The sequence below is a fragment of the Actinosynnema pretiosum genome (genome assembly GCF_024171695.1).
GTDB classification, from domain to species: domain Bacteria; phylum Actinomycetota; class Actinomycetes; order Mycobacteriales; family Pseudonocardiaceae; genus Actinosynnema; species Actinosynnema pretiosum.
Genome location: NZ_JAMTCF010000003.1, coordinates 504,865 through 522,799, shown reverse-complemented (window position 1 = coordinate 522,799; position 17,935 = coordinate 504,865). Strand labels below are relative to the sequence as shown.

Annotated in this window: 16 protein-coding genes; 8 read left to right on the top strand and 8 right to left on the bottom strand. The window is 72.8% G+C overall.

Annotated features, from left to right (window positions below):
* The first annotated feature begins 200 nt into the window (after positions 1-200).
* The gene (locus LV78_RS41515; protein ID WP_253844215.1) at positions 201-4,226 is read left to right on the top strand and encodes an LCP family glycopolymer transferase; all 4,026 of its coding nucleotides are present in this window, start codon (positions 201-203) and stop codon (positions 4,224-4,226) included.
* 147 nt (positions 4,227-4,373) lie between these two features.
* A complete protein-coding gene (gene phoU, locus LV78_RS08825; protein WP_253844214.1) occupies positions 4,374-5,036 on the top strand; it encodes a phosphate signaling complex protein PhoU in 663 nt (220 codons plus the stop codon).
* 60 nt (positions 5,037-5,096) lie between these two features.
* Here the strand turns inward: phoU and LV78_RS08820 are convergent, their stop codons facing one another.
* The 8 genes from LV78_RS08820 to LV78_RS08785 form a co-directional block, all read right to left on the bottom strand.
* Positions 5,097-5,900 (bottom strand): ESX secretion-associated protein EspG, encoded by an 804-nt coding sequence (locus LV78_RS08820; RefSeq protein WP_253844213.1) that lies wholly within the window; start codon positions 5,898-5,900, stop codon positions 5,097-5,099.
* Positions 5,897-7,600: a hypothetical protein gene (locus tag LV78_RS08815; RefSeq protein WP_253844212.1), complete on the bottom strand. Its 1,704-nt coding sequence runs from the start codon at positions 7,598-7,600 to the stop codon at positions 5,897-5,899. Before LV78_RS08815 ends, LV78_RS08820 begins: the two co-directional genes overlap by 4 nt.
* A gap of 224 nt (positions 7,601-7,824) precedes the next feature.
* Positions 7,825-8,601, bottom strand: a complete 777-nt coding sequence (gene pstB / locus LV78_RS08810) for a phosphate ABC transporter ATP-binding protein PstB (protein ID WP_015805491.1) — start codon at positions 8,599-8,601, stop codon at positions 7,825-7,827.
* A 10-nt stretch (positions 8,602-8,611) separates the two neighbouring features.
* Positions 8,612-9,526: a phosphate ABC transporter permease PstA gene (pstA, locus tag LV78_RS08805; protein WP_253844211.1), complete on the bottom strand. Its 915-nt coding sequence runs from the start codon at positions 9,524-9,526 to the stop codon at positions 8,612-8,614.
* The gene (gene pstC / locus LV78_RS08800; protein WP_253844210.1) at positions 9,523-10,581 is read right to left on the bottom strand and encodes a phosphate ABC transporter permease subunit PstC; all 1,059 of its coding nucleotides are present in this window, start codon (positions 10,579-10,581) and stop codon (positions 9,523-9,525) included. The genes pstA and pstC overlap by 4 nt, the downstream gene beginning before the upstream one ends.
* Positions 10,582-10,619: 38 nt before the next feature.
* Positions 10,620-11,741, bottom strand: coding sequence for a phosphate ABC transporter substrate-binding protein PstS (gene pstS / locus LV78_RS08795; RefSeq protein ID WP_253844209.1), 1,122 nt, complete (start codon positions 11,739-11,741; stop codon positions 10,620-10,622).
* Positions 11,742-11,933: 192 nt separating this feature from the next.
* Positions 11,934-12,827 carry a mycothiol synthase gene (mshD, locus tag LV78_RS08790; RefSeq protein ID WP_253844208.1) on the bottom strand — a complete coding sequence of 298 codons (894 nt, stop codon included), beginning with the start codon at positions 12,825-12,827 and terminating at the stop codon, positions 11,934-11,936.
* 106 nt (positions 12,828-12,933) lie between these two features.
* The gene (locus LV78_RS08785) at positions 12,934-13,686 is read right to left on the bottom strand and encodes a response regulator transcription factor (RefSeq protein WP_253844207.1); all 753 of its coding nucleotides are present in this window, start codon (positions 13,684-13,686) and stop codon (positions 12,934-12,936) included.
* 211 nt (positions 13,687-13,897) lie between these two features.
* On the opposite strand from LV78_RS08785, the gene LV78_RS08780 reads away from it, so the two are divergent.
* From LV78_RS08780 to LV78_RS08755, 6 genes are all read left to right on the top strand, one after another.
* A complete protein-coding gene (locus LV78_RS08780) occupies positions 13,898-14,596 on the top strand; it encodes an alpha/beta hydrolase family protein (RefSeq protein ID WP_308208687.1) in 699 nt (232 codons plus the stop codon).
* Positions 14,593-15,399, top strand: a complete 807-nt coding sequence (locus LV78_RS08775) for an LmeA family phospholipid-binding protein (protein WP_253844205.1) — start codon at positions 14,593-14,595, stop codon at positions 15,397-15,399. The genes LV78_RS08780 and LV78_RS08775 overlap by 4 nt, the downstream gene beginning before the upstream one ends.
* Positions 15,400-15,439: 40 nt before the next feature.
* Positions 15,440-15,865: a thioredoxin family protein gene (locus LV78_RS08770; RefSeq protein ID WP_253844204.1), complete on the top strand. Its 426-nt coding sequence runs from the start codon at positions 15,440-15,442 to the stop codon at positions 15,863-15,865.
* A 235-nt stretch (positions 15,866-16,100) separates the two neighbouring features.
* Positions 16,101-16,535 (top strand): DUF4395 domain-containing protein, encoded by a 435-nt coding sequence (locus LV78_RS08765; RefSeq protein WP_253844203.1) that lies wholly within the window; start codon positions 16,101-16,103, stop codon positions 16,533-16,535.
* A gap of 102 nt (positions 16,536-16,637) precedes the next feature.
* A complete protein-coding gene (locus LV78_RS08760) occupies positions 16,638-17,483 on the top strand; it encodes a sulfurtransferase (RefSeq protein WP_253844202.1) in 846 nt (281 codons plus the stop codon).
* Positions 17,483-17,785, top strand: coding sequence for a DUF1416 domain-containing protein (locus LV78_RS08755; RefSeq protein WP_253844201.1), 303 nt, complete (start codon positions 17,483-17,485; stop codon positions 17,783-17,785). The genes LV78_RS08760 and LV78_RS08755 overlap by 1 nt, the downstream gene beginning before the upstream one ends.
* Positions 17,786-17,935: the final 150 nt, after the last annotated feature.

The following is a 17,935-nucleotide window of genomic DNA, read 5'->3' as shown; positions in this document are numbered from 1 at the left end:
ACTCACCCGTTCGGGCGTAACCTGCTGCGCGTATCCGACCACCCCCCACCCCTCTATCACCGGGAGTGGTCGTCAGAATTGGCGGGCGTCCGTAGTATCGCGTGCGCAAGTGACACGCCGCAGGTGCTTTCACCGTGTCCTTGCTGTCGTCAACTCGTGATGACGACCTGACCGATGACCAATTGCTGAAGGGAGACCGGGTGCCCGACGAGCCCCGCCGTGGCGGCACCGGACCCGGAGGCGACCAGGCCCCGCAGGATGACCAGCCGACCGGGCGTCGCCGCAGGTCGATGGAGGGCAGCGGCGGTCTGAGCGTGTCGGATCTGCTGGAACAGCACAGCCGCACGAACATCCCGCGTCCCATCCCGCCGGGCCAGTCGGACTCCGGTCCGCAGCGCGGCGCCGCACCGGAACCGTCCGGTCGCCGCGCCGCGCCGGAGCCACCCGCCCACAGATCCGAGCCGCAGGGCCCGGAGAGCGGTCGCCAGCAGGGCGACCACGCGCACCGACCAGCGCAGGAGCCGCCGCAGGGCCGCCGCAGGGCGGCCCACGAGCCCGAGGACGACGGCCAGGGGCCGTCCCACTCCGCCGCACCCGTCCACTCGGGTGAGGCCGGTCCGCGCGCGGGCCGCAGGGCGAGGCCGGAGCCGTCCGCGCACGAGGAGGAGACGCGGTACGCCGCACCCGTGCACGGCGAGCCGGACCCGGCGGTCGAGGCCGCCGGTGGTCGGCGCGCCCGGCACGACGAGGCCCCCTCCGGGCGCCGCGCGGCGCCGGAGGAGCCCCAGACCGGTCGGCGCGCCGCTCCGGAGGCCGACCGCGAGGCCGCCGCGCCCGAAGGCGTCTCGCGCGCGAGCAGGCGCGCGCGTCACGACGAGCCCGCGCCCTCAGGCAGGCGTTCCGCCCCCGAGGAGGGCGTCCCGGCCCACCAGGAGGAGCCCGGCCCCCGAAGCCGCCAGGCTCCCGGTGAGGGGGCTGGGCGGCGGTCCAGGGCGACCGCGCCCGAGGACGGCTTCGCCGAGGAGGGCGGGCGCCACGAGCCCGCCGCCCGCAGGGGCCGCTCCTTCACCGACGAGGCCCCGTGGCCGCAGGCCGCCGACCGGCGCAGGCCGGACGCGCGGGGCGACGAGGTCGCCGACGCGCCCGCCGAGGAGTCCGCGGCGCGGCTGTCCAGGCTCTCGCCCGGTGAGCCGACCGGCCGCAGGTCGCTCCCGCCGCACGGCGCCGAGGCCGACGGCCGGGGCCAGCGCGGTCCCGGTCCCGACGCCACCGGCCGCAGGGCCAGGCCGGACGCGGGCCCGCAGGGCCCCGACGCCACCGGTCGCCGCGCGCGCCCCGAGGTCGACGGCGGTCCGCGCGGTCCCCAGGACGGTCCCCGCAGGCCGGGCCCCGACGGTCCGGTCGACGGCCCGCGCCGCCCCGGTCCCGAGCTCGGCGACGGTCCGCGCGGTCCGCGCAGGCCCGGTCCCGACGGCACCGGGACGCGCCCGAGGCCGATGCCCGGCGACGGTCCGGGGATGCCGGGACCGGACGGTCCCGACGGCACGGGCTCCCGCCCGCGCCCGATGCCCGGCGACGGCTTCGACGGCCGTCCGCCCGGTCTGCCCGAGGACGGGCCCCGCCGGGGTCCCGACGGCACCGGGATGCGCCCCCGCCCGATCCCCGGCGACGGCCCCGGCCTGCCCGAGGACGGCCCGCGCAGGGGGCAGGAGGGCACCGGCGTCCGCCCGCGCCCGATGCCGGGCGACGGCGGTCCGATGGGCCCCGGCCCGGACGGCCCCGGTCCCCGGTCCCGCCCGGTCCCGCCGGACGGCAGCAGCACCCGGATGCCGCGCCCGATCCCCGAGGACGGCCCCCGCAGGGGCCCCGAGGGCACCGGCACGCGGCCCCGGCCGGTCCCCGGCGACGGCCCGGCCAGGCTGGCGGGCCACGACGGCCCGCCGCCCGGCCCGCCCGGTGGTCCGCGCCGTCCCGGTCCGGAGGGCAGCAGCACCCGGATGCCGCGCCCGATGCCCGGCGAGGACTTCGAGGACGGCTTCCGCGGCCTGCCCGAGGACGGGCCCCGCCGGGGTCCGGAGGGCACCGGGATGCGTCCCCGCCCGATCCCCGGCGACGGCCCCGGCCTGCCCGAGGACGGCCCGCGCAGGCTCGCCCCCGGCGACGGCCCGATGGGTCCCGAGGGCAGGGGTCCCGAGGGCAGGGGTCCCGAGGGCACCGGGATGCGGCCGAGGCCCGTCCCGCCCGGCGACGACCGCCAGGCGCGCGCCGAGAGCTTCGCCGACGGCGACGCGGGCCGGGGTCCGCGCAGGCTCGCGCCCGAGAGCGGCAGGCAGGGCCCGCACGACGGTCCCCCCAGCCGGTTCGCCGAGGACAACGAGGACGCGCTGCCGCTCCCGCCCCCCGGCGTGCCCGCGCTCGGCGGTCCTCCGCCCGGTCCGGGAGGCCCCGAGCCGAGGGAGCAGATCGACCCGGCGAGCCTCACCACCGAGATGGAGGCCATCAGCGACGACATCAAGAAGCTGCGCGAGGTCGACCACACCCTCGCCCGCTTCTCCGCCGTCCACGACGAGCTCGCCGAGCAGGAGCGCCAGCGCAAGGAGCGCAGGCAGAAGCTGATGCCGTGGAAGTCCGAGGTCGACGAGGACGCCACGGAGTACGCCGAGCCGGTCGACCCCGAGGACCCCGACGACCCGGACGCCGACAGCGGCGGCAAGGGGAAGGGCAAGGGCCGCAAGGGGCGGACCGCCAAGCAGAGCAAGATCGTCCGGATCATCAAGGCGATCTCGCTGACCTCGGCGGTGGTGGTGTTCCTGGCCAGCGGCATCGGCTGGGGCGCGATGCTGCACTTCGACAGCAAGATCACCCGGATCGACGCGCTCGGCCAGAACTCGGCGGCCGTGCACGAGGCGGAGAAGCAGCTCGGCGACGAGAACTTCCTCATCATCGGCTCGGACACACGTGCGGGTGCGAAGGACTCGGACGGCGTCGGCGACACCAGCGAGGTCGTCGGCGCCCGGTCGGACGTGATGATGATCGCGCACGTCCCGGCCGACCGGAAGCGCATGGTGGTGGTGTCGATGCCGCGTGACCTCCAGGTCACGCGGCCCGCGTGCAACAGCTGGGACTCGGCCAGCGACACCTACTCGGACAAGGTGCTGCCCGAGGCGGAGGGCGTGAAGGCCAACGAGGTCTACGCCACCGGCGGCCCGCAGTGCGTCAGCAAGTTCATGACCCAGCTGAGCGGGCTGGACATCAACCGCTTCGTCAGCGTCGACTTCAACGGCTTCAAGGGCATGGTCGACGCCGTCGGGACCGTGGGCGTGTGCGTGCCCTCGGTCATGGACGACGGCGAGCTGGGCATGATCTTCGACAAGCCCGGCAAGTACGACATCAACGGTCAGAAGGCGCTGGACTACGTCCGCGCCCGCAAGGTCAAGACCGAGGAGTTCGGCGACTACGACCGGATCAAGCGGCAGCAGCAGTTCCTGTCCGCGCTGCTGCGCAAGGCCATGTCGAGCGAGCTGCTGCTCAGCCCGACCAAGCTCAACGGCTTCCTCAACGCCTTCGCGTCCTCCACCGCGGGTCAGAACATCGGCGTGGACTCCATGCTGACGCTCGCCCAGTCCCTGCAGGGGCTGGACGCCGGGCGGGTCAGCTTCGTGACCGTCCCCCACAGCACCGACGAGGGCCCGACCCCGAGCAACGACGACAACTTCGAGGTCCTGCAGGAGGACGAGACCAAGGCGCTCTTCCAGGCGGTCATCGACGGCACCCCGCTGCCCGGCGAGTCCCCCAGCGAGGGCGGGACCACCGAGAAGAAGGCCGAGAAGCAGCCCGGCACCGTGCTCGACCCCGGCAGCGTGCGGGTCCAGGTCTTCAACCAGACCTCGGGCGGCTACGCCCCGAAGAACACCAAGACCAAGCTGGAAGAGGTCGGCTTCAAGGTCGCCTACATCGGTGTCGCCGACCAGCCGTCCACCAGGACGTTCATCCGCTACGCCACCGGCAACGAGAACGCCGCGGCGACCCTGCGGGCCGCTGTCCCGGACGCGGAGCTCCAGGTCGACGAGAGCATGGGCGGCGCCGTGGCGCTGATGATGGGCTCCGGCTGGGAGGGCGCGGTCGAGAAGCCCCAGGCGGGCCAGAGCGGCGGCGTCTCCGCCGACAGCGGCTCGGGCACCGGGGATTTGCCCGTGGTGAACGCGGCCGTCGACCCCTGCGCGTGACCGGCTGACCACTCGGCGCCACCTCTCGGGAGTTCTGCCGTTCTCGCAGCTCCCGACGGGTGGCGCCGATCATCTGGTCGCCACGGGTTCATCCCCGGTTCACCGGGGAATGTCGCCCGCGCGATCAGGGGGCCCTAGGCTTGGGACATGCGTGAGGCCTACCAAGACCAGCTCGGACAGCTCGCGGAGCGACTGGCCGACATGTGTGCGATGTCCGGCAAGGCGATGGAGCTGGCCACGAAGGCCCTGCTGGAGGCCGACCTGGGCGTCGCCGAGCAGGTGATCAGCGACGACGCCAAGATCGACGAGGTGCGCGCGGGCATCGAGGAGCAGGCCTACGCCCTGCTCGCGCTCCAGGCCCCCGTCGCGACCGACCTGCGCACGGTGCTCGCGGTCATCCACGCCGCGGAGAGCGTGGAGCGGATGGGCGACCTGGCGCTGCACGTGGCGAAGGCCGCGCGGCGCAGGCACCCGAACCACGTGCTGGCCGAGCCGGTCGCCCCCTACTTCGCCGAGATGGGCCGCATCGCGGTCGAGCTGGCGACGGAGGCGACGGACATCATCCGCACCCAGGACGTGGCGCGCGCCAGGTCCCTGGAGGAGGCGGACGACGCGATGGACGACCTGCACCGCCACCTGTTCACGGTGATCATGGACAAGGAGTGGCCGCACGGCGTGCCGTCCGCCGTGGACACCACCCTGCTGGGCCGCTTCTACGAGCGGTTCGCGGACCACGCGGTGTCGGTCGCGAAGCGGACCGTGTTCGTGGTGACGGGCAAGATGCCCGGATACGGCGACGAAGAGGCCTGATCGACGACGGAGGGGGCAGGTCCGCGGCGCGCGGACCCGCCCCCTCCGCGTTGCGCGGGGTCAGCTGTTGAGCAGGAAGTTGAGGTCCTGGCCGAGCTGCATGGCGATCCGGCCGCTGTCGGCGGGCGCGGCCGTCATCCAGCGCTGGCCGTCCTGGCCGGGCCTGCTCTGCATCATGTAGCGGCCCTGGTCGGTGTCGAACCAGGACACCTCGGGCGCCTTGACCGGCTTGCCGTTGCGGCCTCGGACCGCGAGCCCGTACCGCCCGACGCGCAACCGGGGGCGGGAGAACAGCGATTCCAGCAACCGCATCTGCGGATTGCCGCCCGCGCGGGAAGCGACCGCCCTGGTGAAGGTGGCGCTGTCGTAGTCCTCTTCCCGCCGCTGGACGGGCTTCGCCTCGGGCTGCTGCGGGAGTGGAACGGTGACCGAGTGCCCCGGCCCCGGCGGGGCCGGGGGCACCAGCGAGACGAGGGCGTGCAGCAGCGCGGGAGCGCGGATCAGGTCCACCTTGATCTGCCGGTCGTCCATGACGGCGAGCGCCGCCACGTCCCGCGCCGCGCCACCGCGCGCCAGGAGCTGGTGGTCGTAGTTACGCGGGTCGAGACCCGCGAACGCGTCCACCTGGTAGTCACCGCGCACCACCAGTTTGAGAGCCTCCTCGACCTCGGGCACCACGCGGCCCCGCCGGGCGAGGCCGCGCGACTCGAGATCCCGGTGGACCGCGCGCCGGATGCCCTCGCGCTGGTCCATCGTGTCCCCGAAGTAGGGGAACTCGAGGGGGAAGGGACGGCTACCGAGGTCGAGGTCCTCCCAGAGGATGTCGGCTGCGGCGTGGGACAGGCTGAACGAGAACACGCTCACCCGCCGATGACGGGAGGCGCCACGAGCGTCCCGTCCCCGAAGACGTCCTCGGTCTCCTGGAGGTACGAGGCGGACTTGTGCTCCTTGTCCTCTTCCCCGTTGCCCCGGCCACCTGCGGCGCCCATGCCACCCGCACCCATGCCACCGGCCGCCGCGCCACCGCGACCGGCCGCCGCGCCGCCGAGGCCACCGGCTGCGTTGGAGCCGTAGCCGCCGACGCCGCTGCGACCGCCCTCGCCGAGCGCGGAGGAGGAGCCGCCGGAACCGAGGCCACCGCCCATGCCGGAACCACCGGCGCCGAAGCCACCCGCACCGCCGCCGAAACCGCCCGCGCGACCACCCGCCGCAGCGAGGCCGCCGGGACCGCCGGACAGGCCACCGCCCGCACCACGGCCGCCGAGGCCGCCCGCGCCGGTACCGCCGAGGCCACCCCGACCGCCGAGGCCGCCGGTGCCGTTACCCGTGCCGCCACCGCCGCCGACACCTGGCGGGACGTAGCCGATGCCACCGGGCGGGACGTACCCACCGCCGGTGCCACCACCGCCACCACCCGTGCCACCACCACCGATGCCACCGCCACCACCCGTGCCACCACCACCGCCGATGCCGCCGGGGTTGGTGACACCGGACTGGTTGGTGTTGCCGCCGCCCGAGTTGTTCGACCCGCCGTTGCCGTTGCCTCCACCACCGGTGCCGGTGCCACCACCGCCGGTCGGACCGCCCTCGTAGACGTACGACCCGCCGTTCCCGGTGCCGGTCCCGCCGATGCGGCCCGTCCCGGAGCTGCTGCCGATGCCGTTGCCGACGCTCGTGTCGGGGCGCGAGCTGATCGAGGTGCTGTCACCGCTGGTCGAGGAGCCCGTGTCCGAGCCGGTCATGGGCGGGGGCGCGGCGAACGAGGGCATGGTCGAGCCGGTCTGCTGGAACGAGGTGGCCATGGTCGACATGACCTGCGCGGCTTCCTCGTGGGCGGCCTGCTTCGCCTCGTACTTCTCCGCCACGGCCTTGATGCCGCCGTCCAGGTTCGAGAAGGAGGTCTCCTGGAAGAACAGCGCGATCGCGTCCGAGCGGCTGAACTGCACCGGTTCGGGCATGTTCAGCTTGGCCCGCTCGGCGGCCTCGCTCTGCTGGTGCAGCCGCCCGCTGGTGAGCTGGGCGCTGGTCGCGGCCACGGCGGACCAGTCGGTGACCCCGCCGAAGTAGGTCCGGGCGGACTCGGCCGCCGTGCCCGTCCAGGCGTCCTTGCTGGCCTCGGTCGCGGACCGCAGGCCGTCCTGCAGGGTGACGAGGGTGTTGCCGACCTCGTTCCAGGCGTCGCCCTGCTGCCTCGCGCTCGCGGGCGACATGTTGTCGTTCACCATCCCCTTGAGGGTGGGGTGGTCGCGCGAGAGGTAGTTCTGGCAGTTGGCGTCCATCGAGGGGCGGTACCCCTGGCCCGTCTGCTGGTACTGGCTCGTCAGCGCCACGTTGTTCGCGGCGATCTCGACGTTCGCCTGCGCACCGGCGACGGCGCGCTGGGCCACGACGACCATCGAACCGGGGAAGAGGGGGATGGAGGGGGACTCAGGAATCCCCTCGTAGTGCCTCTGCTCGATATCGGTCGCGGACTCGCGCTGCTGCGCCGAGATCGGGTGCTGCCCGTTCCCCTGCCCCGGTGTCTCCTGCCCCTGTCCCACGTCTACCCCCTGGTCAGCGCTCACAGCCCGTTCCCGAGCAAGCACGGTACCCGCACCGGTGCCGCCCCGTCCCCGGATTCGACGCGCGCCGAAAGCGGAGGGTTCCCGGTTCGTCGCCGGGCCCGCTCCGCAGGCGCTCGAGGTGTCAGCGGCACCGATCGCCCCGCACGAAGAAGATACCTCCGGAACGCCCGTGAAAAAGCCCCCCGCGCGAATCGCGCGGGGGGCTTCTCCAAGAAATCCGACGATCAGCCGAAGCGGCCCGAGATGTAGTCCTCGGTGGCCTTCTGGGTGGGGTTCGAGAAGATCTTCTCGGTGTCGTCCACCTCGATCAGCCTGCCGGGCTGGCCCACGCCGAGCAGGTTGAAGAACGCGGTCTGGTCGCTGACGCGCGCCGCCTGCTGCATGTTGTGGGTGACGATCACGATGGTGAAGTCCTTCTTCAGCTCCGTGATCAGGTCCTCGATCGCCAGCGTGGAGATCGGGTCCAGGGCCGAGCAGGGCTCGTCCATCAGCAGCACGTCCGGCTGGACGGCGATGGCCCGCGCGATGCACAGGCGCTGCTGCTGACCGCCCGACAGGCCGCCGCCGGGCCGGTCGAGGCGGTCCTTGACCTCGTTCCACAGGTTCGCGCCGCGCAGGGAGCGCTCCGCGACCTCGTCGAGCTGCTTGCGGTTCTTCACGCCCGCCAGGCGCAGCCCCGCCACGACGTTGTCGCGGATGGACATCGTCGGGAACGGGTTGGGGCGCTGGAACACCATGCCGATGGTGCGGCGCACCTGCACCGGGTCGACCGAGGAGGCGTAGATGTCCTCGCCGTCCAGCAGCACCTTGCCCTCGACGCGGGCGCCGGGCGCCACCTCGTGCATGCGGTTCAGCGAGCGGAGCACGGTGGACTTGCCGCAGCCGGACGGGCCGATGAAGGCGGTCACGCTGCGCGGCGGCACGGCTAGGGAGACCTCGTTCACGGCGTGGAACTTGCCGTAGTAGAGGTTGAGGTCCTTGACGTCGATGCGCTTGGCCATCAGTGCCCGCTCACTTGGTCTTCGGGGCCAGCCACCGCGAGGCCGCGGTCGCCAGCAGGTTGAACAACGTGATGATCAGGACCAGGGTGATCGCCGCACCCCAGAGCCGGTCGAAGCCCGCGTCCGTCGGGTTGTTGCGCTCCGTGGTCATGAGCAGCGGGAGCGACGCCATCGGCCCGTCGAACAGGTTGTAGTTGATGAACGGCGCGTACGCCGCCAGCACCAGCACCGGGGCGGTCTCGCCCATCACGCGCGCCAGCGCCAGCATGATGCCGGTGAGGATGCCGGAGAGCGCGGTGGGCAGGACGATCTTCACGATGGTCTTCCACTTGGGGATGCCCAGCGCGTAGGAGGCCTCGCGCAGCTCGTCGGGGACGATCTTGAGCATCTCCTCGGTGGTGCGCACGATCACGGGGACCATGAGCAGCACCAGGGCCAGCGACACCGCGAACGCGCTGCGGCCGAAGCCGAACGTGGTGATCCACAGCGAGTAGATGAACAGCGCGGCCACGATGGACGGGACACCGGTGAGGATGTCGACCATGAACGTGGTGGCCTTGGCCAGCTTCGACCGGCCGCCGTACTCGACCAGGTAGACGCCGACGAACATGCCGATCGGGACCGAGATCAGGGCGCAGACCAGGCCCTGGACCAGCGTGCCGTAGATCGCGTGGTAGACGCCGCCGCCCTGCTGCCGGGACAGCAGGCCGGACAGGGACTTCTGCCACCAGTCGGCGTTGAGCACGACCGGGAAGCCCCGCTGGATCACGGTGTAGAGCACCCAGACCAGGGGGATGATCGCGACGCCGAACGCCAGCCACACCAGCGCGGTGGCCAGGCCGTTCTTGAACTTGCGGACGCCGCTGATGCTCTGGAACGTGGGCGGCTTCGCCAGGCGGTCCAGGTCCGCCGTCTCGGCCATCATTCGTACTCCTTGTGACCGGCGACGATGGACCGGGCGATCGCGTTGACCACGAAGGTCAGGACGAACAGCACCAGGCCCGCGGCGACGTAGGCGCCCGCCGACTTCGGGTCGTTGAACTCGGGCGCGGCCAGCGCGATCTTCGAGGCGAACGTGGCGCCACCGTCGAAGAGGCTCCAGCCGAAGGCCTTGGCCGTCGAGCTGAGGATGATCGTCAGCGCGATGGTCTCGCCGAGCGCGCGGCCGAGGCCGAGCATCGAGGCGCTGACGTAACCGGCCTTGCCGAACGGCAGGACGGTGGTCTTGACGACCTCCCACTTGGTCGCGCCGAGCGCGATCGCGCCCTCGACGTGCGCGGGCGGCGTGCGGTCGAAGACCTCGCGGCTGACGGCCGTGATGATCGGCAGGATCATCACGGCGAGGACGATGCCCGCGGTGAAGATCGTGCCGCCCAGCTCGATGGAGACGTTGCCCTCGGAGAACAGGAAGATCCAGCCGAGCTTGTCGGTCAGGAACTCGCCGATGGGCGTGAGCACCGGCCCCAGGATGAACAGGCCCCAGAGGCCGAAGATGATCGAGGGGACCGCGGCCAGCAGGTCGATGACGTAGGCGAACGTCCTCGACAGCTTGCGCGGCGCGTACTGGGTGAGGAAGAGGGCGATGCCCAGCGCGATCGGCATGGCGATCGCCAGGGCCACCAGCGAGGCCACCACGGTGACCAGGAGCAGGTCCAGGATGCCGAAGCGCATGTCGCTGACGTCGCCGGTGGACCACTCGCGGCTGGTCAGGAAGTTCGTGTTGTTCAGCGCGAGGGACGGGACGGCCTGCATGAGCAGGAACACGCCGATCGCCGCGATGAGCACCACGACGAGGACGCCGGAGCCGGTGGCGAGCCCGCTGAAGATCCGGTCACCTGGCCGGACGTGCGCCTTCTTCTCGCCTTCCGAGGTGGGGGGAATCGGAGCCTCCGGGGCTGGTCGAGCGGCCGGGACGCCCCCGCGGGCACCGGGATCGGTCCCGGTGCCCGCGGGGCGCTGCGCCGCAGTGCGGTCGTTCATCGCGTCAACTTCGCGTCAACGTCCGGAGTCTGCCTGACTCAGGCGATCGCCTTGATGGCGGTCAGCAGCTTCTCCTGGAAGGCGTCGGGCAGCGGGGCGTAGCCCGCGTCCGCCAGACCGGCCTGGCCGGTGGTGGCCGCGACCGTCAGGAACGCCTTGACGGCCTTGGCGGTGTCGGCGTCGTAGCCCTTGGAGCAGACGATCTCGTAGGTGGCGAGGAGCAGCGGGTAGGCGCCCTCGGCCTTGGTGCCGTAGATCGAGTTCAGGTCGAGGACGAGGTCGTTGCCCTCACCCTTGATCTTCGCGCTGTCGATGGCCTTGCCGACCGACTCGCCGGTCAGCTCGACCGCGCCGGCGCCGGAGTCGATCTTGGCGATCGAGAGCTTGTTGTCCTGGGCGTAGGACAGCTCGACGTAGGTGATGGCGCCGTCCACGGAGGCCACGGCCTGCGCGACACCGGCGGACTTCTCCTTGCCCTCGCCGACACCGCCCTTGAACTGCTTGCCGTCGCCCTGGGTCCACGCGGCGGGCGCGGCCGTGGTCAGGTACTTCTGGAAGTTGTCCGTGGTGCCGGACTCGTCGTTGCGGTAGACGACCTTGATCTCGGTGTCGGGCAGCTTCGCGCCCGAGTTGAGGGCGGAGATCGCCGGGTCGTTCCACTTCTTGACCGCGCCGTTGAAGATCTTGGCGGTGACCTCGGCGTTGAGGGCCAGGTCGGTGACGCCGTTCAGCTTGTAGCCGAGGGCGACGGGGCCGAAGACCATCGGCAGGTGCCAGGCCGGGTTGCCCTGGCAGCGCTCGGTGGCGGCGGTGATCTCGGCGTCCTTCATGGCGGAGTCGGAACCGCCGAAGTCGACCTGGCCCGCGTTGAAGTTCTTGATGCCCGCGCCGGAACCGGAGCCGTTGTACGCGAGGTCGGCGCCCGCGCACTGCTGCTGGTAGGCCTGGACGAACGTGTCGATCGCGTTCTTCTGAGCCGAGGAGCCCTCTGCGTTCAGCTTCGTCTTGCCGCCGCACTCGACCGGCACGGACGGGGTGCTGGCGCCACCCGTCGAGGAGCTGCCGGTCGCAGCGGTGTTGTTGTCGCTGCCACATGCGGTGAGCAGAAGCGCACCGGCCGCGATAAGGCCGACGACGGCGCCGTGCCGCTTGGTCTTCACCTGGGTCCTCCACGTACGGGGGCTTTGATTGAACGGCGTTTCACCGCTCGACACGGACGGTAGGGAGCGAGAGTGGACAGACCCCCAGGGGAACATGAACGGAAGGTGAACACCACACGGGAGGTGACTGGACCCACGGCCATTAGGGTGATCCCGTGACCTGCACGTTTGCATGGCGTGATGGGTTTGTCACTACAGGGCGTACTGGACGTCCGCTTTCCACCGCGAAAAGCCCAACCGGGTGTACACGCGCACCGCCGGTGAGTTGTCGGACTCGACGTACAGGTGCACGTCGCGCAGTCCGGTGTTCTTCAGGTGGACCAGACCCGCGAGGGTGAGCGCCTTGCCGAGGCCGCCGCCCTGCGCGTCCGGGTCGACGCCGACCACGTAGACCTCGCCCATCGACTCGTCGTGCCGCTTGGTCCAGTGGAAGCCGAGCAGCCGGTCGTCGGCGTCCACCGCGAGCAGGAAGCCGCTCGGGTCGAACCAGTCCTCGGCCTCCTTGAGGCGGACGTCGTCGGCGGTCATCGCGCCCTGCTCGGGGTGCCAGGAGAACGCCCGCGCGTTGACCCGCACGACCGCGTCCTCGTCCCGCCCCGGCGCGAAGGCCCGCAGCGACACGCCCTCGGGCAGCGGCGGGGCCTCGGGCAGCCCGGCCAGCTCGCGCCGCATCACCCACAGCTCGCGGACCCTGCGCAGGCCCAGCTTCGCGGCGAGCCCGGTCGCGCCCTCGCGGTCGCCGTGCGCCCAGGCGCGCACCGGCTTCCCCCGCTCCGCGGCGGCGCCGAGGACCGCTCCCGCCAGCTCGGAGCCGACGCCCGCGCGGCGCGACCCCGGCCGCACGGCCAGCTCCGCCACCAGGTTGCCGTCCGAGTCGCCGAGCAGGTCGAGGTGCGCGTACCCGGCGAGGGCGCCGCCGACGCGGGCCAGCAGGTGCGCGCTGCCGGAGGCCCCCGGACGCAAGCGGAGGTGGACGGCCTCGCCCACCGGGGCGACGCCGTCCACCTCCTCGGCTTCGGCGAGCAGCCGGGTGATCTCCTCGGCCTGCTCGGGGTCCAGCGCGTCGTGCCAGGTCAGGTCAGCCACGTCCGCGACGCTACCCGCTGCGGCGGCGGTCGATCAGGTGGTGACCACCCGTCGGGCCCCCGCGTTCGGGCTCCCGCTCCGGTGACCGGAACGGGGAACCCGGCGCTCAGACGCGGAACAGCTCGCTCTCGTCCAGCTGCGGCGCGCCGATGGCCTGCTCGGCCTCGGGGCGGCGGATCGAGCCGGGACGCGGCGGGCGGACGAACTTGTAGCCCACGTTGCGCACGGTGCCGATGAGCGACTCGTGCTCGGGGCCGAGCTTGGCGCGCAGGCGCCGCACGTGGACGTCCACGGTGCGGGTGCCGCCGAAGAAGTCGTAGCCCCAGACCTCCTGGAGCAGCTGCGCGCGGGTGAACACCCGGCCCGCGTGCTGCGCCAGGTACTTCAGCAGCTCGAACTCCTTGTAGGTGAGGTCGAGCGGGCGACCGCGCAGGCGGGCGGTGTAGGTGGCCTCGTCGATGACCAGCTCGCCGAGCTGCAGCGAGCCGTCGCCGCCGGACTGGGCGGCGCCGCGGCGGGAGCGCACCAGGCGCAGCCGGGCGTCCACCTCGGCAGGGCCGGACGTGGGGAGCAGGATCTCGTCGACGCTCCAGTCGGCGTTGACGGCGACCAGGCTGCCCTCGGTGACGATCGCGACGACCGGGACGTCGACGCCGCTGGAGTCCAGCAGGCGGCACAGGCCGCGCGCGCCGACCAGGTCGGTGCGGGCGTCCACCAGGACGACGTCGTGGGGTCCGGCCTCCAGCAGCGCGGAGACCTCCGGGCGCAGCGGGCGGACCTCGTGCGGAAGCAGGGCCAGCGCGGGCAGCACCGCCTCGGGGTCCGGGTCGGTGGTCAGCAGCAGCACGTCGATGCTCATCGCGGCGCCCTCCCTGTTCGGCCGGTGTTGGTCACCGGAGCACTCGCGGAGAAGTACGGTGACCGGGCCCCGTTGCCTGCGGATGACGGAGACGATACCGGTGCGCGCCGCGAAAGACCCAGGTCAGCAGGACAGGGTCACAGTTGTTTCCACAAGCGTCACGCTTGTTACACCCGTGTCACACGGCGGAGTTCGCCTGCACGGGGTACACGTGGCGGCCCCGTCGACCCCGCCGGACCTGGCGTTCGTCGTGGGCCACGGCTTCACCAACCACACCGGCAAGCCGTACGTGGCGCGGGTGCTGCGCCGCTTCGCCCGGCACGGCGGGGTGGTCGCGCTGGACTTCCGGGGGCACGGCCGCTCCGGCGGCCGGACCACCGTCGGCGGTGACGAGGTCCACGACATCGCCGCCGGGGTTTCGCTGGCCCGCGAGCTGGGGTACCGGCGGGTCGTGGTGGTGGGGTTCTCGATGGGCGCGTCGGTGGCGCTGCGGCACGCCGCGCTCGCCGACGACCGGCCGGACGCCGTGGCGGCGGTCAGCAGCCCGGCGCGCTGGTGGTCGCGGGAGACCGCCGCGATGCGCCGCGTGCACTGGCTGCTGGAGCAGCCGCACGGCAGGCTCGCCGCCCGCGCGCTGGGCGTGCGGCTGGCCGGGCCGTGGGCGCGGGTCCCGGAGAGCCCCGTCGAGGTGGTGCACCGGATCGCGCCGACGCCGCTGCTGCTGGTGCACGGCGAGCTGGACCGGTACTTCGCGCCCGCCCACGCCACCGCGCTGCACCGGGCCGCCGGCAGCGCGGCCGAGCTGTGGCTGGAGCCCCGGATCGGCCACGCCGAGTCGGCGATGACGCCCGTTCTGGTAGACCGGATCGCGACCTGGCTCGACGACGCTTCCTGGAGGACCTGGCGATGACCGCCCCCGAACCCCGCCGACCCCGGCGGGGCCGCAAGCTCGTGATCACGGCCCTGGTGCTCGGCGGGCTGCTGGTCGCGGCCGACTTCGGCCTGGCTGCGGCGGGTGAGTACCAGGTGGCCCAGCGGATGCGGGACAAGCTCCAGCTCAGCGAGGACCCGGCCGTGCGGATCAACGGCTTCCCGTTCATCACCCAGGCGCTGGGCGGCGACTACCGGGACATCGAGATCACCGCCAACGGCGTGCCGGTGCGCGACCAGCTGCGCGACCTGGAGATCAAGGCGAACCTCTACCACACCAGGATCGGGCTGTCCGAGCTGCTGGCGGGCGACACCAGCAACGCGCGCATCGACCAGGTCAAGGGCAGCGTCAAGATCAAGGCGAACGACCTGAACCGGCTGGTCAACCAGGTCACGCCGTTCACCGACATGGCGATCGAGCCGGACACCAGGCCGGTCGAGCAGGGCGGCCCCGAGACGCAGGGCGGGCAGCAGCCGCCCACCGCCGCCGCAGTGAAGCTGAGCGGCACGACCTCGCTGGCCGGGCGCAAGATCCGGATCTCGGCCTACGGCACGGTGACGCTGTCCGGCGGGATGGTGGAGATCGGCGTGAATGACGTGGAGATCGACGACACCTCGCTGGCCGGGCTGAACGAGGTGCTGGGCGCGGTGCGGTCGGCGCTGAACGTGAAGATCGACCCCGGTTCGCTGCCGTTCACCGTGACGCCGACCGCCGTGCGGGTGGAGAGCGGCGCGCTGACCGTCGAGGGGACCCTGGAGGACATCCCGCTGGACCAGCGGTGAGCGCGGCCCCCGGTCGCGGCGGGTTCCCTGGGGCGCCCGCGTGACCGGGGGCCTGCTCGGCCTGCTGGCCGCGCTCGCGGTGGTGGCGGCGGTCGCCGTCGCGACGCGCGGGCGCGGCCGGGTCCGGGCGCCCGCCCGGCGGCGCGGGCTGCCCGCCGAGGTGCGGGCGCTGCTCGACCCGGACGCCGAGGTGACCCTGGTGCAGGTGACGACGCGGTTCTGCGCGGGCTGCCGCCGCAGCCGGCAGGTGCTGGGCGCGCTGGTCGAGCGGACCGGTGGCCTGCGCCTGGCCGAGCTGGACGTGACCGAGCGGCCCGCGCTGGCCGCCGACCTGGGGGTGCTCGGCACCCCGACCACCATCGCCTACGACCGGCGCGGGACCGAACTGCTGCGGGTCACCGGCGTGCCGGACGCCGAGGAGCTGTCCGGCGCGCTCACCGGGCCGCCCCGCCCGTCGGACGGGTGAACCCGATCCTCCCAACCCCTGGACACCACTCCCGGTGGCAGGGACCAGCGGCTACCCTCGACGGCATGAACGCGCTGCTGACCAAGCGACTCGCGGTGGACCTGTGCCGCGTCCGCAGCAGCCTGTGTCGCACGGCGGGCTGACCCGCCGAGGTCGTCGTGACCGCGCCGAGCGTGACCGCGCCGAGCGCGCCACCCGTCCCCACCGCCCCTGACGCCAACGCCAGGAGGTCGCCGTGCCGAAAGACGTCCCCGTCGATCCCAGGGGAGCCAGGTTCAGCGCCTGGTTCACCAGCGCGGTGCTGGTGCTGGTGCTGCTCACCGGCTCGTGGCGGCTGCTGGCCGCGCAGACCTTCCTGTTCGCGATGTGCGCCTTCGTGTCGCTGCGGCTCAACCCGTGGGGGCACGTGTACCGGCGGGTCCTGCAGCCCAGGCTGCCGGAGGCGGAGCGGGAGGACGCGGCGCCGCTGCGGTTCGCCCAGGGCGTCGGGTTCGCCTTCGCGCTGGTCGGCACGGTCGGCTACGCGGCGGGCTGGACGGCGCTGGGCGTGGTGGCCACGTCGGCCGCGCTGACCGCGGCCCTGCTGAACGCCGCGCTGGGGCTGTGCCTCGGCTGCGAGCTGTTCCTGCTGGTCCGCCGCATCGCCCCGGCGCTCGCGCCCCGCACCTGACCAGCCCCGAGCCCCCGCCGCCGAGCACAGCCCCGCTCGGCCCCCGAGAGCACGACCGCAGACCCGAAACCGCAGTTCCGCACAACGAATGGGAGCCGCTCGATGAGCCGTGCAGACGTCCTGGTCTCCGCCGCCTGGGCCGAGGAGAACCTCACCGCGCCCGGCGTGGTGTTCGTCGAGGTCGACGAGGACACCACCGCCTACGAGGGGGGCCACCTCCCCGGCGCGGTGCGGATCGACTGGCGCACCGAGCTGCAGGACCCGGTCCGCCGCGACTTCGTCGACCGCGCGGGCTTCGAGAAGCTGCTGTCCGCCAAGGGCATCGCGAACTCCGACACGGTGATCCTGTACGGCGGCAACAACAACTGGTTCGCCGCGTACGCCTACTGGTACTTCAAGCTGTACGGCCACGAGGCCGTGAAGCTGGTCGACGGCGGTCGCAAGAAGTGGGAGCTGGACGGCCGCCCCCTGGACAAGGAGGTCGTGGAGCGCGAGGCGACCACCTACCAGGCCCAGGAGCAGGACCTGTCGATCCGGGCCTTCCGCGACGAGGTCGTCGAGGCGATCGGCGCGAAGAACCTGGTGGACGTGCGCTCCCCCGACGAGTTCAGCGGCAAGCTGCTCGCGCCCGCGCACCTGCCGCAGGAGCAGGCGCAGCGCGGCGGGCACATCCCCACGGCGATCAACGTGCCGTGGAGCAAGACCGCCAACGAGGACGGCACGTTCAAGTCCGACGAGGAGCTGACCGCGCTGTACGCGGAGGCGGGCCTGGACGGCTCGCTCAGCACCATCGCGTACTGCCGCATCGGCGAGCGCTCCTCGCACAGCTGGTTCGCGCTGCACGAGCTGCTCGGGCACTCGGACGTGAAGAACTACGACGGATCGTGGACCGAGTACGGCTCGCTGATCGGCGTGCCGGTCGAGCTCGGCTCCGGCAAGGAGGCGTGATGAGCGCGGCGGGTTGCGGGGCGCCCCAGCAGGGCGTGGAGCTGAACGTGAGCGCGAACGAGGTGGTGCTGTCGGGCCGGGTCAGCGCCGAGGGCGCGCCGGTCGGCGGCGCGTACGTGCGGCTGCTGGACTCGTCCGGCGAGTTCACCGCCGAGGTGGTGTCGTCCGAGCAGGGCGAGTTCCGCTTCTACGCGGCGCCCGGCGACTGGACGGTGCGGGCGCTGCACCGGTCGGGCAACGGCGAGGCCGCGGTGACGGCGGGCGGTCCCGGCGTGCACGCGGTCGAGGTCGCGGTCGCCTGACCGGTCGAGCACCGCGCGGGCCCCGGTGGCGTTCGGCCGCCGGGGCCCTCGCGCGTCCGGGCGAGGTCGTTCGCGGGCCGTCCGAGGGTCGTTCGCGGGTCGTCCGGGGGAGCCGGTCACGGGCGGTCGCGAGGTCCTCCGGGAGCCGGA

Excerpts from the sequence above, each read along its gene's own strand:
- phoU (WP_253844214.1), top strand. The coding sequence starts at position 4,374 with ATGCGTGAGGCCTACCAAGACCAGCTCGGACAGCTCGCGGAGCGACTG.
- pstB (WP_015805491.1), bottom strand. The coding sequence starts at position 8,601 with ATGGCCAAGCGCATCGACGTCAAGGACCTCAACCTCTACTACGGCAAG.
- pstA (WP_253844211.1), bottom strand. The coding sequence starts at position 9,526 with ATGATGGCCGAGACGGCGGACCTGGACCGCCTGGCGAAGCCGCCCACG.
- pstC (WP_253844210.1), bottom strand. The coding sequence starts at position 10,581 with ATGAACGACCGCACTGCGGCGCAGCGCCCCGCGGGCACCGGGACCGAT.
- LV78_RS08785 (WP_253844207.1), bottom strand. The coding sequence starts at position 13,686 with ATGAGCATCGACGTGCTGCTGCTGACCACCGACCCGGACCCCGAGGCG.
- LV78_RS08775 (WP_253844205.1), top strand. The coding sequence starts at position 14,593 with ATGACCGCCCCCGAACCCCGCCGACCCCGGCGGGGCCGCAAGCTCGTG.
- LV78_RS08760 (WP_253844202.1), top strand. The coding sequence starts at position 16,638 with ATGAGCCGTGCAGACGTCCTGGTCTCCGCCGCCTGGGCCGAGGAGAAC.
- LV78_RS08755 (WP_253844201.1), top strand. The coding sequence starts at position 17,483 with ATGAGCGCGGCGGGTTGCGGGGCGCCCCAGCAGGGCGTGGAGCTGAAC.